Consider the following 22485-nt stretch of genomic DNA (forward strand, 5'->3'; position numbering starts at 1 on the left):
AAAGCCTATACCTGTATCGGGTCGCATTTGCCACAGGAGCCGACCAACGTGCCGAGACCGTCCCAATATCGTGATTTCCGCTACGAGGATTTCATCCCCGCCAAGGTTCAGTCTCTGTCGAGCGCGATCACGCAACTGGTCAGCAAGGAATTGGAGAGCGCCCATTCGCTGACATTGAACGAATGGCGGATCCTGGCGCATATCGCCGCCGTCGAAGGGGCCACGGCACAATCGGTCGCGGATACCAGCGGTGTCGACAAGGGCTGGGTCAGTCGGTCGCTGAATTCATTGCTGGAACGGGGGCTGGTTCTGCGCGGGACCGACCGCAACGACCGGCGGAAACGCCCCCTTGAACTGACGGATGAAGGTGTCGCCACCTTCGAAAAGGCCGCAGGTGACATCCGTTTGCTGCAGAACAGGCTTCTGGACGCCTTTTCGGCGGAGGATCACGAGGCCTTCGTGCGGCTGACCACACGCCTGCAACGCGCGGCCGAGACTCTGCGTTCCGGGGACTGAACCGTCTCTCGCGGCGCCCACCCGCTGCACGCGGCCGCTCAATCCGTCCCTATCGCGCCCCGGTCTTCGCCGCTGGCGCGGGGATTTCATGGTGTTTCCGCCCTCCCACTGTAATTGTTTTCTATTTGTTCCGGAAAAATTCGGAAAATTTCGGAACAAGCTCTCTTATCAAGAACAAAAAGAGATCAAACGAAACAGGCTCAAACCCGCAGAAATCCCGGACTTTTCCACCCCTTTCCATTGACGAGACGTAATTTCCCATGATATCCCATGAACACCCAAATCACGCCACGCTGGGGGCAGGTGCGACCGGTTTGGGCACGGCGCGGCGGCGCCGGCCGCATTTGCCGAGGGCAAATCGACCTTCGTCGTCAGTCGGCGGACGCGGAATTTCATCGGATCCCGGCCACAGGTCGGCTCAGGGAAAATCCGGCGCCCATCGTTCTTTTGGTTTTCTTGGACTCGGGAGTGACGCGGAACATGCCGCTGTTCACAGGGACATACGAGAACAAGGTCGACGGCAAGGGGAGAGTCTCTTTGCCGGCGCCGTTCCGTGACCGCTTGTCCCAGGCCGCAGCGGGCGCCGGTCCCGACCGCTCCTTCTACATTTTCCCGTCCCCGAACTCTCCGGGCCTGGAGGCCGCCGACGAGAGCTTCATGGACATGGTCGCCGAGAGTATCGAAGCGCAAGCGGAGCTGTTTTCGGAGGAAGAGGAAGCGTTGAGCCAGATCGTCGCCGACGCCCTTCCCGTCTCCTATGACAGCACCGGACGCTTCATCCTGCCGCCCCGCTTCCAGTCCCACGCCGGTATCGGCGGAAAGGCGCTGTTCGTGGGTAAGTCCAAACGCTTTCAAATCTGGGACCCCTCAACCTATGAAAGCTATGCACAAAAAGCGCGTGAACGCGCCAAGGGACTTACCCTGAAACTGCGTTCGGGACAGGGAGGCGGGGCATGAGCAGCGTCCACGTTCCCGTCCTGCTGAATGAAATGGTCCAGGCCCTCGCCCCGCGTGACGGCGGCGTTTATCTGGACGGCACCTTCGGCCGCGGCGGATACAGCCGCGCAATCCTGAATGCGGCCGACTGCCGGGTATGGGCGATCGACCGCGACCCCAGCGCTATCGAGCAGGCAAGGGTCATGGAAACCGAATATCCAGGCCGGTTCACCATCCTGTGCGGCAGGTTCGGCGACATGGAACAATTGTTAAAAGGCGCCGGCGTGGACGAGCTGGACGGCGTTGTTCTGGATATCGGTGTTTCGTCGCCGCAGATCGACACGGCCGAGCGTGGATTTTCCTTCCGCCTGCCGGGGCCGCTGGACATGCGTATGGGCGGCGAAGGCCCCACCGCCGCGGATATCGTGAACCAGTGGGACGAAGTCGAACTGGCCAAGGTGATCCGAGATTTCGGCGAGGAACATCGCGCCCGTCAGGTTGCGCGCGCCATCGTCCGTGCCCGCGACATTGAACCGATCACCACCACGACGCAGCTGGCCGATATCGTCCGTTCCGTCGTTCGCAAGGCCAAGGACGGCCTCGATCCGGCGACGCGGACCTTTCAGGCGCTGCGCATCCAGGTGAATGACGAATTGGGCGAGTTGGATCGCGCGCTTGCCGCCGCCGAGGGGTTGTTGCGGCCGGGCGGTCATCTGGTCGTCGTCGCCTTTCACAGCCTGGAAGACAAGCGCGTGAAAGCTTTCATGACCGCCCGCTCCGGCGGTCAGGGCATTTCGCGTCACATGCCGGGCCCGGCTCCCGATGCTCCGAAGCCCACCTTCACCCTGGCGAAGCGCAGTTCGATCAAGCCGAGCGAGGCGGAAATCCGCGCCAATCCGCGCTGCCGCTCCTCGCGGCTGCGGGTCGCCGTCCGGACGGATGCACCGGCTGTGCCGCAAGCCGCATCACGGGGGAGGCGGGCATGAAGATCACCGCCGCCCTGGTCTGGGTCACCCTCTGCGTCGCCAGCGGCTTCGCCCTGTTCAGCATCGCCTTCGCGGTGGAGGACCTGGAATCGGAACTGGCCGCGATCAACAGCGACATCGAGCGCGAGCGCGAAGCCCTGCACGTGCTTGAAGCGGAATGGACCTATCTGAACCGGCCGGACCGGATCGAGGATCTGGCCAATCAACTGCTGCCGCATCTGGCCCCGCCGACGATCGAACAATTGGTGGCGATGGAGGACATTCCCTATCCGTCGGAAATTCCGCCCAGCGCCTCACTGCAATTCCCCTTCACCGAAACGACCGGCCTGACCTCGCACGGCGCAGAAGCGCCCGCCGTCGTCGCCCCGCGCCGGAGCACGTTGAGCCTGGGAGGACAAGAATGATCCTTCGTGCCATCAGAAACGACGCATCGGACGATGAGGAACGCCCTCGCCGCCCCCACGGGACCGCGGATACGCGGGTGGAACCGCGGCTCGGCAAACAGGCCCGGCCCGCCGCCGGCGCACGCCCGGAAGGCGCGCCGCGGAAAAAGCTGATCATCGAGCGACGGGAACCGGAGAAAACGAGCGCAGCGCCCGCCCGCGCCGAAAACCAGCCCAAGCGTCCGGCGGAACGCAAGGCTTTCGCGGTCCGGGCCAAGATCGCGCCGGCCCGCTCAAAAACCGGCACGGCGGAACGGAAAACCCCGGTTTCCGCCGACAGCCGCCGCCCCTCCTTCGGCAAGGACGGCTCACAGCGCGAGGGCGTGTTCCGTCTGGCGATGGAAACCGGCCGCACCCGCTTGTTGATTACCGGCACCGTCATCACCCTGGCCTTCGCGGTGATCGGGGCGCGCCTTGTGGATGTGACCGCCATGCGCGCCCCGGCGGAGCCGGTCGCCAAGGTGGCGGCGACGGTCGCCGCGCCGAAAAGCGAGCGGGCCGGCATCGTCGATCGGAACGGCGTGCTGCTGGCCACGAACCTGTCCACCGTCTCGCTGGTCGCCGATCCGAAATACGTACAGAACCCGCGCGAGACGGCCTATAAGCTGGCCGCGGTATTGCCGACGCTCGACCCGAAATCGACGGAAGAGAAGCTGCGCAAGAAGGCCCGTTTCGTACCACTGATGCGCACCTTGACGCCGCAGCAGCAATACGACGTCAACGCGCTCGGCCTGCCGGGGATCGACTTCGACCGGAAACAGACGCGGATCTATCCGCACGGCCCGCTTTTCGGCCATATCCTGGGCCAGACCGACACGGACAATAACGGCATCGCCGGGCTGGAACTGCGTTTCGACAAGGACCTGCAGGAGGGCTCGGACCCGCTGCAGCTGTCACTCGACGTGCGCGTACAGCACATGCTGCGGGAAGAGGTCAGCGCGGCGATGGCCAAGTTCAGCGCCGTCGGCGGCGCCGCCATTGTCATGGACGTCCGCAACGGCGAGGTCCTGGGCATGGTGTCCCTACCGGACTACGACCCGAACGAGCCGATCTCCCTCACCGACGAAGCCCTGTTCAACCGCGCGACCAAGGGGGTTTACGAACTCGGCTCAACCTTCAAGATCTTCAACACCGCGCTCGGCCTCGAATCCGGCTCGATCTCGCTGACCAGCAGCTATGACGCCACCAAGCCGATCAAGGTCGGCCGCTTCAGCATCACCGATTACCACGCAAAGAACCGCTGGCTGTCGGTGCCGGAAATCTTCATCTACTCGTCCAATATCGGCTCGGCGAAGATGGCACTGGATGTCGGCGGGCCGGAACAAAAGCGCTTCTTCGACAAGCTGGGCTTCCTGAAGCCGCTGGACGTCGAACTCCCCGAAGTGGGCTTCCCGCAAAGCCCGTCGGTCTGGCGCCCGGTCAATACGATGACGATTTCCTTCGGACACGGCATGGCGGTCAGCCCGCTGCATCTGGCGACCGGGGTTTCCGCCATGGTCAATGGCGGCGTCCTGCATCGCCCGACCGTGCTGAAGTCGACTGAGGCGCCGCATGGCAAACGCGTCATCTCCGAAAAGACCAGCAACGCGATCCGCGCCCTGATGCATCTGAATGCGCTGGAAGGGTCGGGCAAGAACGCCCGGGCGGAAGGCTATGTCGTCGGCGGCAAGACCGGCACCGCGGAAAAGGCCGCGACCGGCGGCTATCGCGGCAAGTCGCTGATTTCCAGCTTCGTCGGCGCGTTCCCGATGCATGCACCGCGCTACACCGTCTATGTCGTGCTGGACGAGCCGCAAGGCATCAAGGAAACCTACGGCTATGCCACCGGCGGCTGGGTCGCCGCCCCGGTCGTGGGCAAGATCGTCCGCCGGCTCGCCCCGATGATGGGCATCAAGCCGACCAATGCGGACGCGCCTGAAGTTCGCCAACACTTCGCCATTCTGCCGCCACAAATGGGTGCCACCTTGGCCTCCCTCAGACAATAGCGGACGCGAGAGATGAACGGCGACGGCATCCTGCCCAATGCACCAATCACCGGCCTGACGGCGGATAGCCGCAAGGTTGAACCCGGCTACCTGTTCGCGGCCATTCCGGGCCTGGCCCTGGACGGCCGTAACTTCATTCCGGACGCCATCAAGAAAGGCGCCATCGCCATTCTGACCACGCCGGACGTGACCGCCGACAGCCCGCTGCTGGGCGCGTCCGGCAAGTCCGCGGTGACGCTGGTGCACGACGCCAATCCGAGGCGCCGCCTGGCCCGTATGGCCGCCGCCTATTTCGCGCCGCAGCCTGAAATCATGGTCGCCGTCACCGGAACCAACGGTAAGACCTCGGTCGCCAATTTCACCCGCCAGCTTTGGCAGGCGATGGGAAACGAGGCCGGCGCGATCGGCACCTTGGGCGTTAAAGCGGCAGGTTTCGACACAGATCACGGATTGACCACGCCCGACCCTGTCGATCTGCACGCCCTGCTGGGCAAGATGAAGCAGGCCGGCATCGACCATGTGGCGATGGAAGCCTCCAGCCACGGTCTGGACCAATACAGATTGGACGGCGCACGGTTTTCCGCCGCCGCATTCACGAATCTCAGCCGGGACCACCTGGACTATCACCACAATATGGACGCCTATCGTGCGTCGAAACTGCGCCTGTTCGAGGAATTGCTGACGCCCGGCGGTGTTGCCGTCGTCAATTCGGCCGCCGCGGAGCACGACCGGATCGCGAATATCGCCGGCGACCGCAAATTGCGTCTGTTTTCCTATGGCCTTCGCAACGGCCAGATCCGCTGCGTCAAGATGGAACCCCGCGCCAATGGCTTCGACCTGGAAATAGACGTTTTCGGCGAGCGGTTGTCGGTCGACTTCCCGCTTCCGGGCGCCTTTCAGGTCGAGAACGCCCTGGCGGCCCTCGGCCTCGTGCTCGCGACGGGATCCGACCTGCGTCATGCCGGACCGAACCTGGCCCGGCTGAGCGGTGTGCGCGGCCGCATGGAACGAGCGGCCGTCCTGCCGAACGGCGCGGCGGTCTATGTGGATTATTCCCATACGCCCGATTCAATCGCGACCGTCCTGAAAGCCTTGCGCAGCCATGTCGGCAACCGGCTGCATATCGTTTTCGGATGCGGCGGCGACCGGGATCCGGGCAAGCGGATCATAATGGGGCAAGCCGCTGCGCAATACGCCGATCAGGTCACCGTCACGGACGACAATCCGCGCAGCGAGGATCCCGCGGAGATACGCGCCCAAGCCATGGAAGGCTGCCCGGGCGCCGCCAATATCGGCGACCGCCGGGAAGCGATCTTCGCCGCGATGCGGGCGCTGGAACCCGGCGACGTTCTTTGCGTCGCGGGCAAAGGGCACGAACAGGGGCAGACCATCGCAGGCCGCACCATTCCCTTCGACGATGCGGGCGTTGTGCGCGACTGCGCGGAAGAACTGTCCGGGGGTGTTAAGACGGCATGACGGCGCTTTGGACAGAAAAGGCGATCGAGGCGGCGACGAACGGACGTTCGACGGCGCCTTTTTCCGTGTCCGGCATTCAAATCGACAGCCGTGCCGTTCAACAGGGCGATCTTTTCATCGCCATTCGAGGGGCGAACCAGGACGGTCACGCCTATGTGGACGACGCGGCGGAAGCCGGCGCGGCCGCGGCCATGGTCGCGACCGACTGGGCGGACAAATATGCGGGCGCTGCGGTCCCCGTCCCGCTTCATGTCGTCGCCGACACCTACAATGCTTTGTACGACCTTGCCCGCGCCGCCCGCGCCCGGACATCGGCGAAGATCGCGGCCGTCACCGGCAGCATGGGAAAGACGGGCACCAAGGACGGCCTCGCCGCGGCGCTGGCGGTGGACGGCCCCGTTCATGCGACCTCCGGCAACCAGAACAACATGTACGGCCTGCCGCTGACGCTGGCGCGCCTGCCCGCCGGTTCGGCCTATGGCGTGTTCGAAATCGGCATGGACCATGCGGGCGAGATCGAACCGTTGAGCGAACTGCTTCGCCCTCATCTCGCCATCATCACGACTGTCGCGCCGGTGCATCTGGAATTCTTCGACTCGGTTGAAGGGATCGCGGATGCAAAGGCGGAAATCTTCGCCGGCCTCGGGTCGGACGGGATCGCAGTCCTGCCGCGCGACAATGAATTCTTCCCCAGACTGAAGGCCAAGGCCGAAGAACGAGGCATCCGGAACATCATCACCTTCGGAACCCATCGGGAAGCCGATTTCTGCTTGATCGACGCCATGACGACGGCCGAAGGCACGGAGATCATCGCTTCGATTTTCGGCAAGCGCTTCACCTACCGTCACGGCATCCCTGGCATTCAATGGGCGACCAACAGTCTGGCGATCCTGGCCGGCGTGCACGGGTTGGGTGGCGACTTGCAGCGGGCGAGCGATACATTTTCGCGCATGCAGGCCGGTGCGGGACGGGGAAAACAGACAACCCTGGCCTTGCCCGGCGGCGGGTCCGCTCTCCTGATCGATGAAAGCTACAATGCGAACCCCGACGCGGTGCGCGCGGCCCTGGCAGTGCTCGACATGTCGGCGGGCGCAAGCGGCGGTCGGCGCATCGCCGTCCTGGGTGACATGCGGGAACTGGGACCGACGGCGCCTGAAATGCATGCGGGCCTGGCGGACGCGGTCACGACACACCAGGTAGACCACCTCTTTTGCTGCGGGCCGTATATGTCGCATCTGGCCGAGGCCGTAAATGGTCAGGTGGCCACGCTGCATGCGGAAAAAAGCACCGGACTTATCGAGACCCTGTTGGGAACCGTCAAACCAGGCGATGTGGTGATGGTGAAGGGGTCTCTCGGCACGAACATGAAGCCGGTCGTCGAGGCGCTGCTCGATCTCGACGCCTCGGCTCGGCAATAAGGGGAGCGCACGGAATGCTTTATGCCCTTCTCGCACCCCTGGCGGACGAGTATCAACTCTTCAATCTGATCCGGTATCTGACCTTCAGGACCGGCGGCGCCATGATGACGGCCCTGGTGATCAGCTTTTTGCTGGGGCCGACCGTGATCAATTGGCTGAAACAGCAACAACGCGGCGCCAGCAATATTCGCGAGGACGTACCCGAACAGCACCTTGCCAAGGCCGGGACACCGACCATGGGCGGATTCCTGATCCTGATCGCCCTGATTTTCAGTACGCTGCTGTGGATGGATCTGGCGAATAATTACGTTTGGATCGTCCTGCTTGTAACGGCGGGTTTCGGCATGATCGGCTTTGCCGACGACTTCCTGAAACTGACGAAGCGGAATTCCAAGGGGCTTCCCGGCAAGGCGAAACTGGCCGGCCAAATCGCGATCAGTCTGGCCGCGGCCTACTGGTATGCCGCCATTACGCCCGACGCGCTGTCGTCCAGCCTGGCGCTACCCTTCCTGAAGGACGTCCTGTTGAACCTGGGCTGGTTCTTCCTGCCATTCGCGGTCTTCGTCATTGTCGGCGCATCCAATGCCGTCAACCTGACCGATGGGCTCGACGGCCTTGCCATCGTGCCCGTTATGATCGCCGCCGGCTGTTTCGGTTTCATCTCCTATCTGGTCGGAAACGCCATTTATTCCGGCTATTTGCAGATCCACTTCGTCCTCGGCGCCGGTGAACTGGCGGTTTTCTGCGGTGCCATCGTGGGCGCCGCGCTGGGCTTCCTGTGGTTCAACGCACCGCCGGCCATGGTCTTCATGGGCGATACGGGCTCGCTTTCGCTGGGTGGGGCGCTTGGTGCGATCAGCATTGTGACGAAACACGAGATCGTGCTGGCGATCATCGGCGGTCTGTTCGTCCTCGAAACCGTTTCCGTGATCGTTCAGGTGGCAAGCTTCAAGTTGACGGGCAAACGCGTTTTCGCGATGGCCCCCTTGCACCATCATTTTGAAAAGAAGGGTTGGGCCGAGCCCACCATCGTTATCCGCTTTTGGATCATCGCGATGATCCTGGCGATGATCGGTCTGTCGACGCTGAAGCTTCGCTAGACGGTCGTATTTTTGCCGGCCGTCCGTATCGGCCGATGGATTTAAGGGTATTGGACAGTGAGTGTCGTGGTGACCATGTACAAGGACAATACAGTCGCGGTGGTCGGGCTCGGAAAATCGGGCCTGTCGGCGGCGCGCGCGCTGACGCAAGGCGGCGCGGATGTCCTGGTCTGGGACGACCGCCCCGCGGCGCGGGACGACGCACAGAAGGCCGGGTATCGGCTGGGCGCGCCCGATGCCTATGATTGGTCCGGCAACGCCCCCGCAGCCCTGGTATTGAGCCCCGGCATCCCGCTGACCCATCCAACCCCGCATCCGGCGGCGACGGCGGCCAGCAGCCATGGCATTCCGATCCTGGGCGACGTCGAATTGCTGTACCGCGCCTGTCCGCGGGCGCGCTATATCGGCATCACCGGGACCAATGGAAAATCGACCACGACCGCCCTGATCGGTCATATCCTCTCCCGGACGAAGGATCATGTCGAAATCGGCGGCAACCTCGGCACGCCGGCGCTCGATCTCGCCCCGTTGGAGGCGGATGGGACCTATGTGCTGGAAATGTCCTCCTACCAGTTGGACCTGACGCATTCGGTCGCCTTCGACAGCGCTATCCTGCTGAACGTAACCGCCGATCATCTGGATCGCCATGGCGGCATGGCAGGCTACATCGCCGCCAAGAAGAGAATATTCCGGAATCGCCCGGTCGATGCCGCGGCCATCGTCGGGGTAGACGATGCACATTGCGAAGCGGTGGCAGATGCACTGGAAGCGGACGGGCACAAGGTGATCCGCCTTTCCGTCATGCATCCGGTCGACGGTGGTGTGTATGTCGCCGACGGAAAACTGATCGATGCCATGTCGGACGAACCGACCCCGGTTCTGGACCTCAAGGACGCGCCCTCTCTGCCGGGCCTGCACAATGCCCAGAACATCGCGGCCGCCTATGCCGCGGCACGCCGGGAAGGTCTGACACCGGAGGAAATCCGCGCCGGCATCCTGTCTTTCCCGGGCCTCGCCCATCGCCTGGAAACGGTCGCCGTGGAAGACGGCATCCGTTTCGTCAACGACAGCAAGGCGACGAACGCAGAAGCGACAGCCAGGGCGCTTGCCAGCTTCGAGCGAATCTACTGGATTGCCGGCGGTCGGGAGAAAGAGGGTGGCTATGATGTTCTGCGTCCCTATCTGCCGGCTGTCCGCAAAGTTTTTCTTATTGGCGAAGCGGCTGAAAACATGGCCGCGGCGCTATCAAAATCATTAGAGGTCGAGATTTGCGGCACGCTGGATCGTGCCGTGGAACAGGCTACAGCCCTGGCAATGGCGGAAGGGGTGCGCGGGTCGGCGGTATTGCTGTCGCCGGCCTGTGCCTCCTTCGACCAATTCCCGAATTTCGAGGTCAGAGGCACCGCCTTCTCCGAGGCGGTGGCTGCCACTCTTCGTCTCCGGAAGGAGCGTCGGTCATGATGCACTTCGCCCGCAACGATACATCCATTCTCGGTAACTGGTGGTGGACCGTGGACCGCTGGTTGCTCGGTGCCGTCGTCCTGCTGGGCGCACTCGGCCTGTTGCTGACGACGACGGCCAGCCCGCCGGTGGCCGAACGCATCAATGTCGACTCCTTCCATTTCGTGAAGAAGCAGGCCTTCATGCTCGGCCCGGCCCTGTTCACGATCATCGGTGTTTCGCTGTTGAACCTGAAGCAGATCCGGCGGCTGTCGCTGGCCGTCTTCATCGGCGCTCTGGTCCTGATGGTCGCGACGATCCTGTTCGGCGCGGAAATCAAGGGCGCCACACGCTGGATTTCGTTCGGCGGCCTGACCATTCAGCCCTCGGAATTCGCAAAACCCGCCTTCGCCGTTCTGGCCGGCTGGATTCTGGCGGCCCGTCGAATGGGTGAAGATGTGCCCGGCTATGCGATATCCGCGGCGCTTTGCGTCCTGGTCGTCGGCCTGCTGGCCCTGCAACCGGATATCGGTCAGGCCTTCGTCGTCTGCTCGATCTGGTTCACCCAGCTGTTCATTGCCGGCCTGTCGATGAGCTTCGTGATCTTCGCCGTTCTCGGCGGCCTCGCCGCCCTGGTCGCCGCGTATTACATCTTCCCGCATGTCGCGAGCCGCATCGACCGCTTCCTCGACCCCGCGGCGCATGACAGCTATCAGATCGACAAGGCCATGGAAGCCTTTCAGTCTGGCGGCATCATGGGGCGCGGCCCGGGTGAAGGTATCGTCAAACAAAGCCTGCCGGATGGGCACGCGGATTTCATCTTTGCCGTCGCGGGCGAGGAATTCGGCCTGTTCGCCTGTATGTTCATCGTCGTGATCTTCATCTTCGTGGTTGTACGCGGCTTTTCCAGGCTGCTGCAGGACAACGACATGTTCGTCGTTCTGGCGGCGACCGGCCTGATCGTCCAGTTCGCGCTGCAGGCGCTGGTCAACATGGCCTCCACCTTGAGCCTCATCCCCACCAAGGGGATGACCCTGCCCTTCATTTCCTATGGCGGATCCAGTCTGCTGGCCCTTGCACTCGGCATGGGCATGCTGCTGGCCCTCACGCGCCGCCGACCGGGGATCGCGTCATGGCGGGATTGAACGGGCAGCATGCGGATAACGGGCTGATCGCGCTGGCGACCGGCGGCACGGGCGGACATGTCTTCCCGGCCGAGGCGCTTGCACGGGAACTGGAATCTCGCGGTTACCGTCTCGCATTGATTACGGATAGGCGCGGCGACGCCTTCGGCGGCACGCTCGACCGGATCGATCTGCATACGATTTCAGCCGCCGCCGTCAGCGGCCGCGGCATCGTTGGCAAGGCTGCGGCGGCGTTCAGCCTCGCGCTCGGCTATATCCAGGCAGGCACCCTGCTGAACCGCCTTCGGCCTTTGGCGGTCGTCGGATTCGGCGGATATCCCTCCGTTCCGACAATGCTGGCCGCCAGCCGGAACCGGCGGATCAGAACGGCCATCCACGAACAGAATGCGGTTCTGGGACGCGCAAACCGACTGTTGGCCCCGCGCATGGACCGGATCGCGACCTCCTTCGCCGAAACGAGCGGCTTGCGCCCATCCGATCGGGCCAAGGCCGTTTGGACCGGCAACCCCGTGCGCCCCGATATCATGCAAGTCGCGGGCTCGGCCTACGCGCCGCCGGCCAAGGACGCGCCGTTCCATCTTCTGATCGTCGGCGGCAGCCAGGGCGCGAAGGTTTTCGGTGAGGTCATTCCAGCTGCGATCGCCCTGTTGCGGGAGGATCAGCGAAGCCGCCTCCGTATCGTTCAGCAGGCCCGTGAACCGCAGGTTCAAGAGGTTTCGCAGCAATATCGGCGCCTCGGCGTGGATGCCGAGGTCCGCAGTTTCTTCGGCGACATGCCCGTCCAACTGACCGAGGCCCATTTGGTCATCAGCCGGGCCGGTGCCTCCACCATCGCCGAACTGACGACGACGGGGCGGCCGTCGGTCCTGGTGCCCTACCGTTACGCGATCGACGACCATCAAACGGAAAACGCCGCCCGCATCTGCGATTCAGCGGGTGCCTGGATGATGCCGGAAGTGGATATGAGCGCCGAGGCATTGGCGCAGCGCCTGGGTGACCTGATGGATCAACCCCACACGCTGGCCACCGCGGCCGCGGCGGCACGCCGTGTCGGCACGCCGGAAGCCACGCGCAAGCTTGCCGACGTTGTTGTCGATTTGGTCGGCGGGGCTATCGCCTCGCCCAGTTCACAGAAGAACGAAGAAGCCCGGGAGGCCCTCGCCTGATGCAAGTACCCCTTTCCATCGGCCCGCTCCATTTTGTCGGTATCGGCGGGATCGGTATGTCCGGCATCGCCGAGGTCATGAAGAACCTGGGCTACACGGTCGGTGGTTCGGATATAGCCGAAACCGCCAATGTGAAGCGCCTCCGGGACCTCGGCATTCCGGTAACCGTCGGCCATGCCGCGGAGAACGTGAAGGAAGCCGCGGTTGTCGTCGTCAGTTCCGCGATCCGCCCGGACAACCCCGAAATGCTCGCCGCCCGGGAACGGCTGATCCCCGTTGTCCGGCGCGCGGAAATGCTGGCCGAACTGATGCGGCTGAAATGGTCCGTCGCCGTAGGCGGCACGCATGGCAAGACGACCACGACCTCCCTGATCGCGTCACTCTTGGACGGCGGCCGGTTGGATCCGACCGTCATCAATGGCGGCATCATCAATGCCTACGGCACCAATGCGCGTCTGGGTCAGGGCGACTGGATGGTCGTCGAAGCGGATGAATCCGACGGATCCTTCACCAAGCTCCCCGCAACGATCGCGGTCGTCACCAATATCGACCCGGAACATATGGAACATTACGGGTCGTTCGAGAAACTGCGCGAAGCCTTCCGTACTTTCGTGCAGAACATCCCGTTCTACGGTTTCGCCGTGATGTGTATCGACCATCCCGAGGTGCAGGCCATGATCGGGAAGATCGAAGATCGCCGCGTCATCACCTACGGCTTCAATCCCCAGGCGGAAATTCGGGCCGCCAATGCGACCGCCTCACCCGACGGTTACACCTTCGACGTCACCGTCGCCCTGCGCGGGGAAGAGCCCTGGACGATCGAGGGCCTGCATCTGCCGATGTACGGCCAGCACAATGTGCAGAACTCGCTGGCGGCGATCGCCGTGGCACTGGAAATGGGGATCGAGGTGGATGACATCCGCAATGCGCTCGGCCGGTTTTCGGGCGTCAAACGGCGTTTCACCAAGACCGGCGAAGCGGGCGGTGTCACCGTCATCGACGATTACGGCCACCATCCGGTCGAGATATCCGCCGTCCTGAAAGCCGCACGCGACGCCACGCGCCGGAACGTGATCGCCGTGGTCCAGCCGCATCGCTACACCCGCCTCCGCGACCTGTTCGAGGAATTCTGCGCCTGCTTCAACGACGCGGACAAGGTCATCATCGCCCCGGTTTATGCCGCCGGAGAGGAACCGATCGAAGGGGTCGACCGCGATGCCCTGGCGCAAGGCCTGCGAACCCGCGGTCACCGCGGCGTCGTGGTCATCGACGGTCAGGACGACTTGGCCGACGCGGTTGCCGATGTGGCCCGCGACGGCGACTTGGTGGTCTGCCTTGGGGCCGGGACGATCACGAACTGGGCCCAAGCCCTGCCGGACGAATTGAAAATCCGGTTCGGCGGAAGCCGCGCCGGGAAAAAGAAATGATGAGCAGCGCCGCGACGACATCCCATCCCCCCTTCGACCTGCCGCCGGTCCGCGGCCGCGTCAGTTTCGACGCGCCCCTGTCGAAGGTCACCTGGTTCCGCGTCGGCGGTCCGGCGGATGTCGTCTTTCGGCCGGAGGACGTGGACGACCTATGCGCCTTTCTGGCGGCCCTGCCCGCGGAGGTTCCGGTGCTGGTCATCGGCGTCGGATCGAATCTTCTGGTCCGGGACGGCGGCGTGCGCGGCGTCGTGATCCGATTGCTGGGCCCGTTCGCGGGCATCGAGGTCGATGGCGACACGGTGCGCGCAGGCGCCGGCGCGTTGGATCAGAATGTCGCGAAAACCGCGGCCAAACACGGGTTGACCGGCCTCGAATTCCTGAGCGGCATCCCCGGTTCCATCGGCGGCGCGCTGCGGATGAATGCTGGCGCCTATGGGGCGGAAACCAAGGATGTCCTTATCAGCGCCAGGGCGGTCGACAGGCAAGGAAAGGTCCACGACGTAACGGCCGCGGAAATGGGCTTTGACTATCGCAAATCTTCCGTGCCCGCCGACTGGATCTTTACCGAGGCCCTGTTCCGGGCAACGCCCGGCAACCGTGAGGAGATTGAGGCAAGGATGGCCGAAATCGCCGAAAAACGGGCCGATAGCCAGCCGATCAGAAGCCGCACGGGCGGCTCCACCTTCAAGAATCCGGGTGCCCTGGACCCCAAAGGTCCCAAGGCCTGGAAGCTCATCGACTCGGTCGGTGGACGTGGGTTGACGATGGGCGGCGCCCAAGTAAGCAATCAGCACTGCAATTTCTTAATAAATACTGGCGAAGCAACCGCAGAAGATTTAGAAAGACTAGGGGAAGAGTTGCGTGCCAAAGTTAAAGAGAAAACTGGTATAATTCTTGAGTGGGAAATAAAACGCGTAGGCGAGACAAAAGATGAGTAAGGAAAACAACCCCCAGCGCAGCAAAAAGCGGGTGGCCGTCCTTTTGGGCGGCTGGTCGGCTGAGCGCGAGGTTTCCTTGGTCTCGGGGCGCGATTGCGCCAACGCGCTGGAGAAGGCCGGATACGAGGTGACGCGGATCGACGTGACCCGCGACCTCAAGGCCCTGATCGCCGCGCTGACTCCCGCGCCGGATGCCGTTTTCAACGCGCTCCACGGCCGCGGCGGCGAAGATGGCACCATCCAGGCCGTGCTCGACATCATGGGCATTCCCTACACGCATTCCGGCATGCGCAGCTCCGCCATCGCCATGGACAAGCCGACCGCGATCGCGGCCTTCCGGGCCGCCGGTCTTCCCTGCCCCAAGGGTGTGGTGGTGCCGGAAGAGGATCTCGGCAAGGACGATCCCCTGCCCCGGCCCTATGTCGTCAAGCCGACGCATGAGGGGTCCAGCGTCGGTGTCTATATCGTTCAGCCCGGCGACAACGGCCCGGACTATTCCGGTTGGCACTACGGCGACGCCCTGGTCGAGGAATATGTGGCCGGACGCGAACTGACGGTGACGGTGATGGGCGACAAGGCGCTTTGCGTCACCGAACTGCGCCCCAATCAGGGCTTCTACGACTATGAAGCCAAGTATACCGAAGGCAAGACCGTGCATGTCTGCCCGGCCGACATTCCGAGCGACATCGCGGATCAGTGCAAGGACTACGCCCTGCGCGCCCACAAGGCACTGGGATGCCGCGGCGTGACGCGGTCCGACTTCCGCTGGGACGACAGCGCCCATAACGGCTCGCGCCTATTCCTGCTGGAAGTGAACACCCAGCCCGGCATGGCGCCGTTGAGCCTGGCCCCGGAACAGGCGGCCCATATGGGCATTTCCTTCCCGGAACTGGTCAGCTGGATGGTGGAGGAGGCGCAATGCGACTGACGCTCCCCTTCCTGAACCAGGACGCGAAAAAGAAACCCGCCAAGAAGGGCGCGACGAAGAAAAGCCGGATCGCCGCGGAGGGCCGCCGCGCCGCGCGCCGCCGGGCCCGTGCGCGGTGGTTGAAACCGACCCTGAAGATCGGCGTGCCGGTCTCGGTCGCGGGCGCCCTATCCGCCGCTGCCTTCGTGCTGTGGTCGAACGGGTCGATCCAGCGCGCCTATGACGACACGGTCGCGAAAGTGATGCAGGTTTCGGCCGAAATGGGCCTTGCGGTGTATCAGGTTTCCGTGTCGGGCCGGCGCGAGACAAACAAGGATCGTCTGCTGCAAGCGGTCGGCGTGCAGGTCGGCGATCCGATCCTGGCGGTCGACATTCAGGACGTGCTGAAACGGGTGAATTCGATCGGTTGGGTCGAAGCCGCCGTCGTCGAACGCCGCCTTCCCGATCACATCCACATCCATATCCAGGAACGGGAAGCCGCCGCGATCTGGCAGAAGGATCACGAATTCGTCCTGGTTGATATCGACGGCAATATCATCGGCACCGACGGTCTGGAACGCTATCGCCATTTGAAGGTCGTCGTCGGCGACGGCGCGCCGGAAAGAACGGCCGAACTGGTCACGCTGCTGGAACGCGAACCGATGCTGGACAGCCGCATCGTCGCCGCCGTCTGGGTTGCCGGCCGGCGCTGGAACCTGCGGCTGGACAACGGCATCGACATCCGCCTGCCGGAAGAAAACCCGGGCGAGGCCCTGCAACGGCTGGCGCAGCTAGAGCGCGACCACCGGCTGCTGGCCCGCGATATCGCCGCCATCGACCTGCGCCAATCCGACCGCCTGATCGTGCGGATGACGGAAGAAGCCGCGGAACGGAAACGAGCCCACAAGGATGAAACCTAGAGCGGCGGCGGCAATTGAACCGACCGTCCGTAACGACCGACAGATTGAACGAAACACAGAATGTCCAGTCCCCGAACCATAGCCGCCCTTGACGTTGGGTCCTTCAAGATCTGCTGCTTCATCGCCGAAGCACGCGGACCCGGAAAGGTGCGCGTGACCGGCATGAGCCATCAGGCGAGCGCCGGCATCCGCCAGGGCATGGTGGTCGACATGGACGCGGCCCAGCAGGCGATCTCCTCCGCGGTCCACAGCGCCGAACAGATGGCCGGTTCGCAGGTGCATGAAGTCGTGGTCAGCCTGACCGGCGGCCAGCCGCGCAGCCAGGTGCTGCGGCGGGAGATGACCATCGGCGGCGGCGCCATCAAGGACATGGACGTGCGCCGTCTGCTGCACGATTGCCGCGGCTCCGCGACCTTGACCGACAGCATGCTGATCCACGCGGTGCCGGTCGGCTATTCGATCGACGGATCGCCGCTGACCCCGGATCCCCGCGGCATGCACGGCCAGACCCTGGGCGTCCGCATGACTGTCGTCAGCGCCGCTGAAAGCGCGGTGCGCAACCTGTTGACCTGCGTCGCGCGCTGCCATCTGGAAGTCCGCGACCTCGTCGTCTCTCCCTATGCCGCCGGCCTGGCCGCCTTGGTCGAGGATGAGCGCGACCTGGGCACGACCATCGTGGAGATGGGCGCCGGCACAACCTCGCTGGCCGTGTTCTACGAAGGGGCGGCGATCCATACCGACGTCATTCCGATCGGCGGCCGGCATGTGACCAACGATATCAGCCAGGGTCTGCACACCCGCATCGACCATGCGGAACGGCTGAAGACGCTCTACGGCAATGCGATCCGGTCTTCCAACGAAGACCGCGAGATGATCGACGTCGTCCAGATCGGCGAGGATCCCGACGCGACGCCGCAGCAAGTGCCGCGCAGCCATTTGAATGGCATCATCGCGCCGCGTATCGAGGAAACCATGGAACTGGTGCGCCAGCGCCTGGACAAATCAGGCGTTTCCGGCCTCGCCGGTCAGCGCGTTGTCCTGACGGGCGGCGCGGCGCAGCTTCCCGGCCTAAGAGAACTGGCCGGGCAAATCCTGGACAAACAAGTACGCATCGGCCGACCCCTGCGCATTTCGGGGCTGGCCGAGGCAACCGGCGGACCGGCTTTTGCAACTTGTGCCGGCCTGCTCATGTTCGCCGTTGACGACCGGGGTGAGGCAAGGTCCGCCCAAGCCCAGAAAGCCCCCGCCAACGGTTCACTGTTCGGACGACTAGGAGGGTGGTTCCGTGAAAACTTCTAAACGCTACTTCGCCACAACCGCGGGCGCGGCCGGTCTTTGCGACCTGCCGGAGATCGGCGGCGAGTCCACGAACAAGGAGCACCACACCTCTAAGAACGAATGCGGCAAAGCACCCGTACAAGAGTGGAAACCGCATCCGAAAAGTACCGCGAAACCCGATTTCTCAAGCTGGCCCGCGATGCGGACCGGCACGTCGGGATAAAAGTCTGACCAAAACACGCACGAACGGAGGCGTTACATGACACTGAAATTCACGCCCCCCGGACCAGATCCGGAAATGAAGCCGAGGATTGTCGTCGTCGGCGTCGGCGGTGCCGGGGGAAATGCCGTCAACAACATGATCAACTCCAACCTGGAAGGGGTGGAGTTCGTCGTCGCCAATACGGATGCCCAGGCGCTTACACAGTCGAGCGCGGAACGACGCATTCAGCTCGGTTCCGGCATCACCAAGGGCCTGGGCGCGGGCGCCCAGCCTGAAGTCGGCCGCAGCGCCGCGCAGGAAGCCCTGCCGGAACTGATGGAGCATCTGGCCGGCGCCAACATGCTGTTCATCACGGCCGGCATGGGCGGCGGCACCGGCACCGGCGCGGCGCCGGTCATTGCCGAAGCAGCCCGCGAGCAAGGCATGCTGACGGTCGGTGTCATCACCAAGCCGTTCCATTTCGAGGGCCGGCACCGGATGAAACTGGCCGAGCAGGGCATCGAGGAACTGCAAAGTTTCGTCGATACCCTGATCATCATTCCGAACCAGAACCTGTTCCGGGTCGCGAATGAAAAGACGACTTTCGCCGACGCCTTCAAGATGGCCGACGACGTGCTGTATTCGGGCGTCCGCGGCGTCACCGACCTGATGGTCATGCCGGGCCTCATCAACCTCGACTTCGCGGATATCCGCACGGTCATGAGCGAGATGGGCAAGGCGATGATGGGCACCGGCGAGGCGGAAGGTGAAGACCGCGCCCGCGCTGCGGCGGAAGCGGCCATTTCCAACCCGCTGCTGGAAGACGTGACGATGAAGGGCGCGCTCGGTGTGCTCATCAACATCACGGGCGGGCCGGACATGACCCTGTTCGAAGTCGACGAGGCGGCCAACCGGATCCGCGAGGAAGTCGACGAGAACGCCAACATCATCTTCGGATCCACCTTCGAGGAAGCCTTGGAAGGCAAGATGCGGGTCTCCGTCGTCGCCACGGGTATCGAAGCGGAAATGCAGTCCCAGCCGCGCCCGATGCCGGCCCGTTCGATCAGCTTGACGCGGCCGAAGCGCCCGGCCGTTCCGGCAGAGACGGAAGAAAAAGCCGAAACCGCAGCCGCCGCCCCCGTGGCGGATGCCGTGGTCGCGCCGACCGTTGGTGGATTTGAAGTTCATGCCATCGACCAGGATGCAACCGCCGAACAGGCAGTGACCGATCATGCCCCGGGGCATGCAGAGGCGCTGGCCGCCGCGCATACGGCCCAACCGGCAATGGATTCCTATGCGGATGCCACGGGCCAGCCGGCTGAAGAAATGACCGCGACCGCCGGGTCGGCGGAAATGGCAGAGGCGACGGATCAGGACGAGCAGGACCGGATCCAGGAGCCGCACCTTTTCGACGAGTTGGACAGCCCGGCCTCGCAGGAAGAGGAAGCACCCGGTATCCCGGCCGCGCGTCCCACGCCTGAAGCCGCCGCCGGCCAACCGCGCCGGCCGGAGGTAACGGCACCGCGTGATGCATTCATTCCGCCGCCGCCGATCAAGGTCAGCAAAGCCAAGGAAAGCCAGTCCGATATGGGCGGCGACCCTTTCGCCGAAGCCGACCTTGCGAATGGCCGGAGTGACGCGCCGAAAAAGCGGACCAATCTGTTCCGCCGGGTGACCAATGTACTGGGCACCAAACAGGGTCGTCCCGAAGAGGAAACCGGATCGGTCGAACAGCATCCGACGGCCCGTGCCGCCGGTGAACCGCTTCGCCGACCCGCCGCCCGCCCCGCCCAGGGCGCGGCACCGGCGCAAAGCAGCCTGGATACCCAACCGGCCGAAGACCGGATGGAACCCGCCTCGGCAGCCGATTCGGAATTGCTGGAAATCCCCGCATTCCTGCGCCGCCAGGCAAATTAGAACCCGCCTTCTCGCGGGTTCAGGTCAGACATTTGACTGCCGGCATGATCGCTTTGATACAAAAGACGATCATGCCGGTTTCTTTTTGGTTTTACTTACCCAGATAAAAATCCCTTAACCTTCTGTTTTTATTATTTTAATTCCCCATTCCCGGTCGGGTCGCCGCACTTTGGGGGCCGTTGAGGGAAGGTAACAATTCGAAACAATGTTTGATTTGAGGGTGCACAACCCAATTGGTACACAGAAACTCAGAGAACTACGCAACTGAAGACAACTGCATCGGTTCTTAATCAATTGTTCGGGGCCACCCGATATTAGTTGATTTTTCTTGGAACTACTTTGAGAGATACTTCCAGTGCGGGGCGATATGCTTGACGGTCTTGGTGAAAACGTCGGTACGGTCGGAAAATCAACCGGGCATTCCGGGGTTGGTTTGTCGTTCCAGCAAACGATCAAATCATCGATTTCCTGCCGTGGTGTCGGCCTCCATTCGGGAGCGCCGGTTTCCATGGTTCTGCACCCCGCGCCGGCCGGCCACGGCATCGTTTTCCGCCGCACCGACTTGGAAGACGGCGGCAACGAAATTCCCGCGCGCTACGACGCGGTGACCAACACGACCCTGTGCAGCACGATTGCGAATGACGCGGGCGCGTCGGTGGCGACGATCGAGCATCTGATGTCCGCCATCGCCGGCCTCGGCGTCGACAATCTGGTGATTGAACTCGACGGCCCGGAAGTGCCGGTAATGGACGGCAGCGCCGAACCCTTCGCCTTCCTGCTTGAATGCGCCGGTATCGAAGCCCAGGAAACGCCGCGCAAGGCGATCCGTATTCTGCGCGACGTGACGGTCAGCCACGGCGGCAGCACGGTCACGATTTCCCCGGCCGACGAATTCATTATCGAAATGGTCATCGATTTCAGCTCCGCTGCGATCGGACGCCAAAACCTTGCGGTTCAGGTTTCGCCGGAACTGTTCCGGAACGACATCGCCAAGGCCCGCACCTTCGGCTTCCTCCATGAAGTGGAAGCAATGCGCAAAGCCGGGCTGGGCCGCGGCGGCAGCCTGGAAAACGCCGTTGTGATCGACGGCGACCGTGTGATGAACGACGAAGGCCTGCGCTATACGGACGAATTCGTCCGTCACAAGATCCTGGACTGCATCGGCGATCTGGCCCTGGCCGGCTATCCGATCATGGGGCATGTGGTCGCCGAAAAGGCGGGACATGCGCTGAACAACAAGCTGTTGCATGCGGTTTTCGCCGACCCGGCTAATTGGGAAATCGTCGATGTCGACACACTTCCGGTCGGCGGCGCCTTCCTGACCGCGGCCGAGTAATCTTCTACCGATCCGTCCGCTTGGATTTACCCGGGATTCCGCTTATATCATTCGCGGTGTTGCGCGCATCTGTCGGTGAGAGTTGACGACAGGGGCGCGACCGTATCTATCCTTTCAGATGCAGATTTACCGCATGAAACTTTCCGGACGATTTGGGATCACCGTAGCCGCCGGCGTACTGTCCTTGGGCCTTCTGGCAGGCTGTTCGGACGACGAGGGCATTGCCTATGTGGAACGCCCGCCGGAAGAGCTCTACAACACCGCGCTGGATGCGCTCGCGGCCGAAGACTTCGAGCTTGCGACGCAGAATTTCGAGGAAGTCGACCGGCAGCACCCCTATTCCATCTGGGCGACAAAGGCCCAGTTGATGGCCGCCTACGTCTATTATCTGGATGACGAATACGACGAAGCGGTGATTGCGCTGGAACGCTTCATCGACCTGCATCCCGGCAGCCCCGACGCAGCCTATGCCTACTATCTGCGCGCGATCAGCTATTACGAACAGATCGTCGATGTCGGCCGTGACCAGAAGATCACGCGGCTTGCCCTCGACTCGCTGCAGGAAGTCGCCCGGCGTTTCCCCGGCACGGCATATGCGCGCGATGCCGAATTGAAGATAGACCTTACCCTGGACCACCTGGCAGGGAAGGAAATGGAAATCGGCCGCTTTTATCAGAACCGCGGCGAACTGCTGGCAGCGATCAACCGTTACAAGGTGGTGATCGAACAATTCCAGACCACGACCCACGTTCCGGAAGCGCTGCACCGGGTTGTCGAAAGCTATTTGATGCTCGGCATCACGGATGAGGCGCAAACCGCGGGCGCCGTGCTCGGCTACAACTACCCGGGCAGCGAATGGTACGCGGAAAGCTTCGCCCTGCTGGAAGGGCGTTCCCTCGCCCAATCCGAGGAAGGCTGGTTTTCTTCCTTATGGTCCTGGGCTTTCTGA

At 63.3% G+C, this 22485-nt stretch carries 20 protein-coding genes; all 20 read left to right on the plus strand.

Annotation, left to right across the window (positions count from 1 at the left end; genetic code table 11):
* The first annotated feature begins 48 nt into the window (after positions 1-48).
* The 20 genes from ACQK2G_RS15555 to ACQK2G_RS15650 all read left to right on the plus strand — a co-directional run bounded on the left by ACQK2G_RS15555 (position 49) and on the right by ACQK2G_RS15650 (position 22485).
* A complete protein-coding gene (locus ACQK2G_RS15555; RefSeq protein ID WP_425405952.1) occupies positions 49-516 on the plus strand; it encodes a MarR family winged helix-turn-helix transcriptional regulator in 468 nt (155 codons plus the stop codon).
* Positions 517-996: 480 nt separating this feature from the next.
* A complete protein-coding gene (locus ACQK2G_RS15560) occupies positions 997-1473 on the plus strand; it encodes a division/cell wall cluster transcriptional repressor MraZ (protein WP_425405953.1) in 477 nt (158 codons plus the stop codon).
* Positions 1470-2438 (plus strand): 16S rRNA (cytosine(1402)-N(4))-methyltransferase RsmH, encoded by a 969-nt coding sequence (gene rsmH / locus ACQK2G_RS15565; RefSeq protein WP_425405954.1) that lies wholly within the window; start codon positions 1470-1472, stop codon positions 2436-2438. The genes ACQK2G_RS15560 and rsmH overlap by 4 nt, the downstream gene beginning before the upstream one ends.
* A complete protein-coding gene (ftsL, locus tag ACQK2G_RS15570; protein WP_425405955.1) occupies positions 2435-2842 on the plus strand; it encodes a cell division protein FtsL in 408 nt (135 codons plus the stop codon). The genes rsmH and ftsL overlap by 4 nt, the downstream gene beginning before the upstream one ends.
* Entirely contained in the window at positions 2839-4866 is a 2028-nt protein-coding gene (locus tag ACQK2G_RS15575; RefSeq protein ID WP_425405956.1) for a peptidoglycan D,D-transpeptidase FtsI family protein, read from the plus strand. The genes ftsL and ACQK2G_RS15575 overlap by 4 nt, the downstream gene beginning before the upstream one ends.
* A 12-nt stretch (positions 4867-4878) precedes the next feature.
* The gene (locus ACQK2G_RS15580) at positions 4879-6342 is read left to right on the plus strand and encodes a UDP-N-acetylmuramoyl-L-alanyl-D-glutamate--2,6-diaminopimelate ligase (RefSeq protein WP_425405957.1); all 1464 of its coding nucleotides are present in this window, start codon (positions 4879-4881) and stop codon (positions 6340-6342) included.
* Positions 6339-7760 (plus strand): UDP-N-acetylmuramoyl-tripeptide--D-alanyl-D-alanine ligase, encoded by a 1422-nt coding sequence (murF, locus tag ACQK2G_RS15585; RefSeq protein ID WP_425405958.1) that lies wholly within the window; start codon positions 6339-6341, stop codon positions 7758-7760. Before ACQK2G_RS15580 ends, murF begins: the two co-directional genes overlap by 4 nt.
* A gap of 14 nt (positions 7761-7774) precedes the next feature.
* Positions 7775-8860 carry a phospho-N-acetylmuramoyl-pentapeptide-transferase gene (gene mraY, locus ACQK2G_RS15590; RefSeq protein ID WP_425405959.1) on the plus strand — a complete coding sequence of 362 codons (1086 nt, stop codon included), beginning with the start codon at positions 7775-7777 and terminating at the stop codon, positions 8858-8860.
* Between the two features lie 57 nt (positions 8861-8917).
* Positions 8918-10321, plus strand: a complete 1404-nt coding sequence (gene murD / locus ACQK2G_RS15595) for a UDP-N-acetylmuramoyl-L-alanine--D-glutamate ligase (protein ID WP_425405960.1) — start codon at positions 8918-8920, stop codon at positions 10319-10321.
* Complete coding sequence (locus tag ACQK2G_RS15600; protein WP_425405961.1) at positions 10318-11445, plus strand: FtsW/RodA/SpoVE family cell cycle protein; 1128 nt, start codon at positions 10318-10320, stop codon at positions 11443-11445. Before murD ends, ACQK2G_RS15600 begins: the two co-directional genes overlap by 4 nt.
* Positions 11433-12611, plus strand: a complete 1179-nt coding sequence (gene murG, locus ACQK2G_RS15605) for an undecaprenyldiphospho-muramoylpentapeptide beta-N-acetylglucosaminyltransferase (RefSeq protein ID WP_425405962.1) — start codon at positions 11433-11435, stop codon at positions 12609-12611. Before ACQK2G_RS15600 ends, murG begins: the two co-directional genes overlap by 13 nt.
* Complete coding sequence (murC, locus tag ACQK2G_RS15610; RefSeq protein ID WP_425407651.1) at positions 12608-14038, plus strand: UDP-N-acetylmuramate--L-alanine ligase; 1431 nt, start codon at positions 12608-12610, stop codon at positions 14036-14038. Before murG ends, murC begins: the two co-directional genes overlap by 4 nt.
* Positions 14035-14976, plus strand: coding sequence for a UDP-N-acetylmuramate dehydrogenase (gene murB, locus ACQK2G_RS15615; protein WP_425405963.1), 942 nt, complete (start codon positions 14035-14037; stop codon positions 14974-14976). Before murC ends, murB begins: the two co-directional genes overlap by 4 nt.
* Complete coding sequence (locus tag ACQK2G_RS15620; protein WP_425405964.1) at positions 14969-15904, plus strand: D-alanine--D-alanine ligase; 936 nt, start codon at positions 14969-14971, stop codon at positions 15902-15904. Before murB ends, ACQK2G_RS15620 begins: the two co-directional genes overlap by 8 nt.
* On the plus strand, positions 15895-16803 hold the full coding sequence (locus ACQK2G_RS15625) for a cell division protein FtsQ/DivIB (RefSeq protein ID WP_425405965.1): 909 nt from the start codon (positions 15895-15897) through the stop codon (positions 16801-16803). The genes ACQK2G_RS15620 and ACQK2G_RS15625 overlap by 10 nt, the downstream gene beginning before the upstream one ends.
* Before the next feature lie 60 nt (positions 16804-16863).
* A complete protein-coding gene (gene ftsA / locus ACQK2G_RS15630) occupies positions 16864-18102 on the plus strand; it encodes a cell division protein FtsA (protein ID WP_425405966.1) in 1239 nt (412 codons plus the stop codon).
* The gene (locus tag ACQK2G_RS15635) at positions 18089-18304 is read left to right on the plus strand and encodes a hypothetical protein (protein ID WP_425405967.1); all 216 of its coding nucleotides are present in this window, start codon (positions 18089-18091) and stop codon (positions 18302-18304) included. The genes ftsA and ACQK2G_RS15635 overlap by 14 nt, the downstream gene beginning before the upstream one ends.
* 36 nt (positions 18305-18340) lie before the next feature.
* Positions 18341-20200: a cell division protein FtsZ gene (ftsZ, locus tag ACQK2G_RS15640; RefSeq protein WP_425405968.1), complete on the plus strand. Its 1860-nt coding sequence runs from the start codon at positions 18341-18343 to the stop codon at positions 20198-20200.
* Positions 20201-20567: 367 nt separating this feature from the next.
* Entirely contained in the window at positions 20568-21536 is a 969-nt protein-coding gene (gene lpxC, locus ACQK2G_RS15645) for a UDP-3-O-acyl-N-acetylglucosamine deacetylase (protein WP_425405969.1), read from the plus strand.
* 133 nt (positions 21537-21669) lie between these two features.
* Complete coding sequence (locus tag ACQK2G_RS15650; RefSeq protein ID WP_425405970.1) at positions 21670-22485, plus strand: outer membrane protein assembly factor BamD; 816 nt, start codon at positions 21670-21672, stop codon at positions 22483-22485.

The organism is Hwanghaeella sp. (assembly GCF_965227365.1).
In the GTDB taxonomy this organism is placed as follows: domain Bacteria; phylum Pseudomonadota; class Alphaproteobacteria; order UBA8366; family Aestuariispiraceae; genus Hwanghaeella.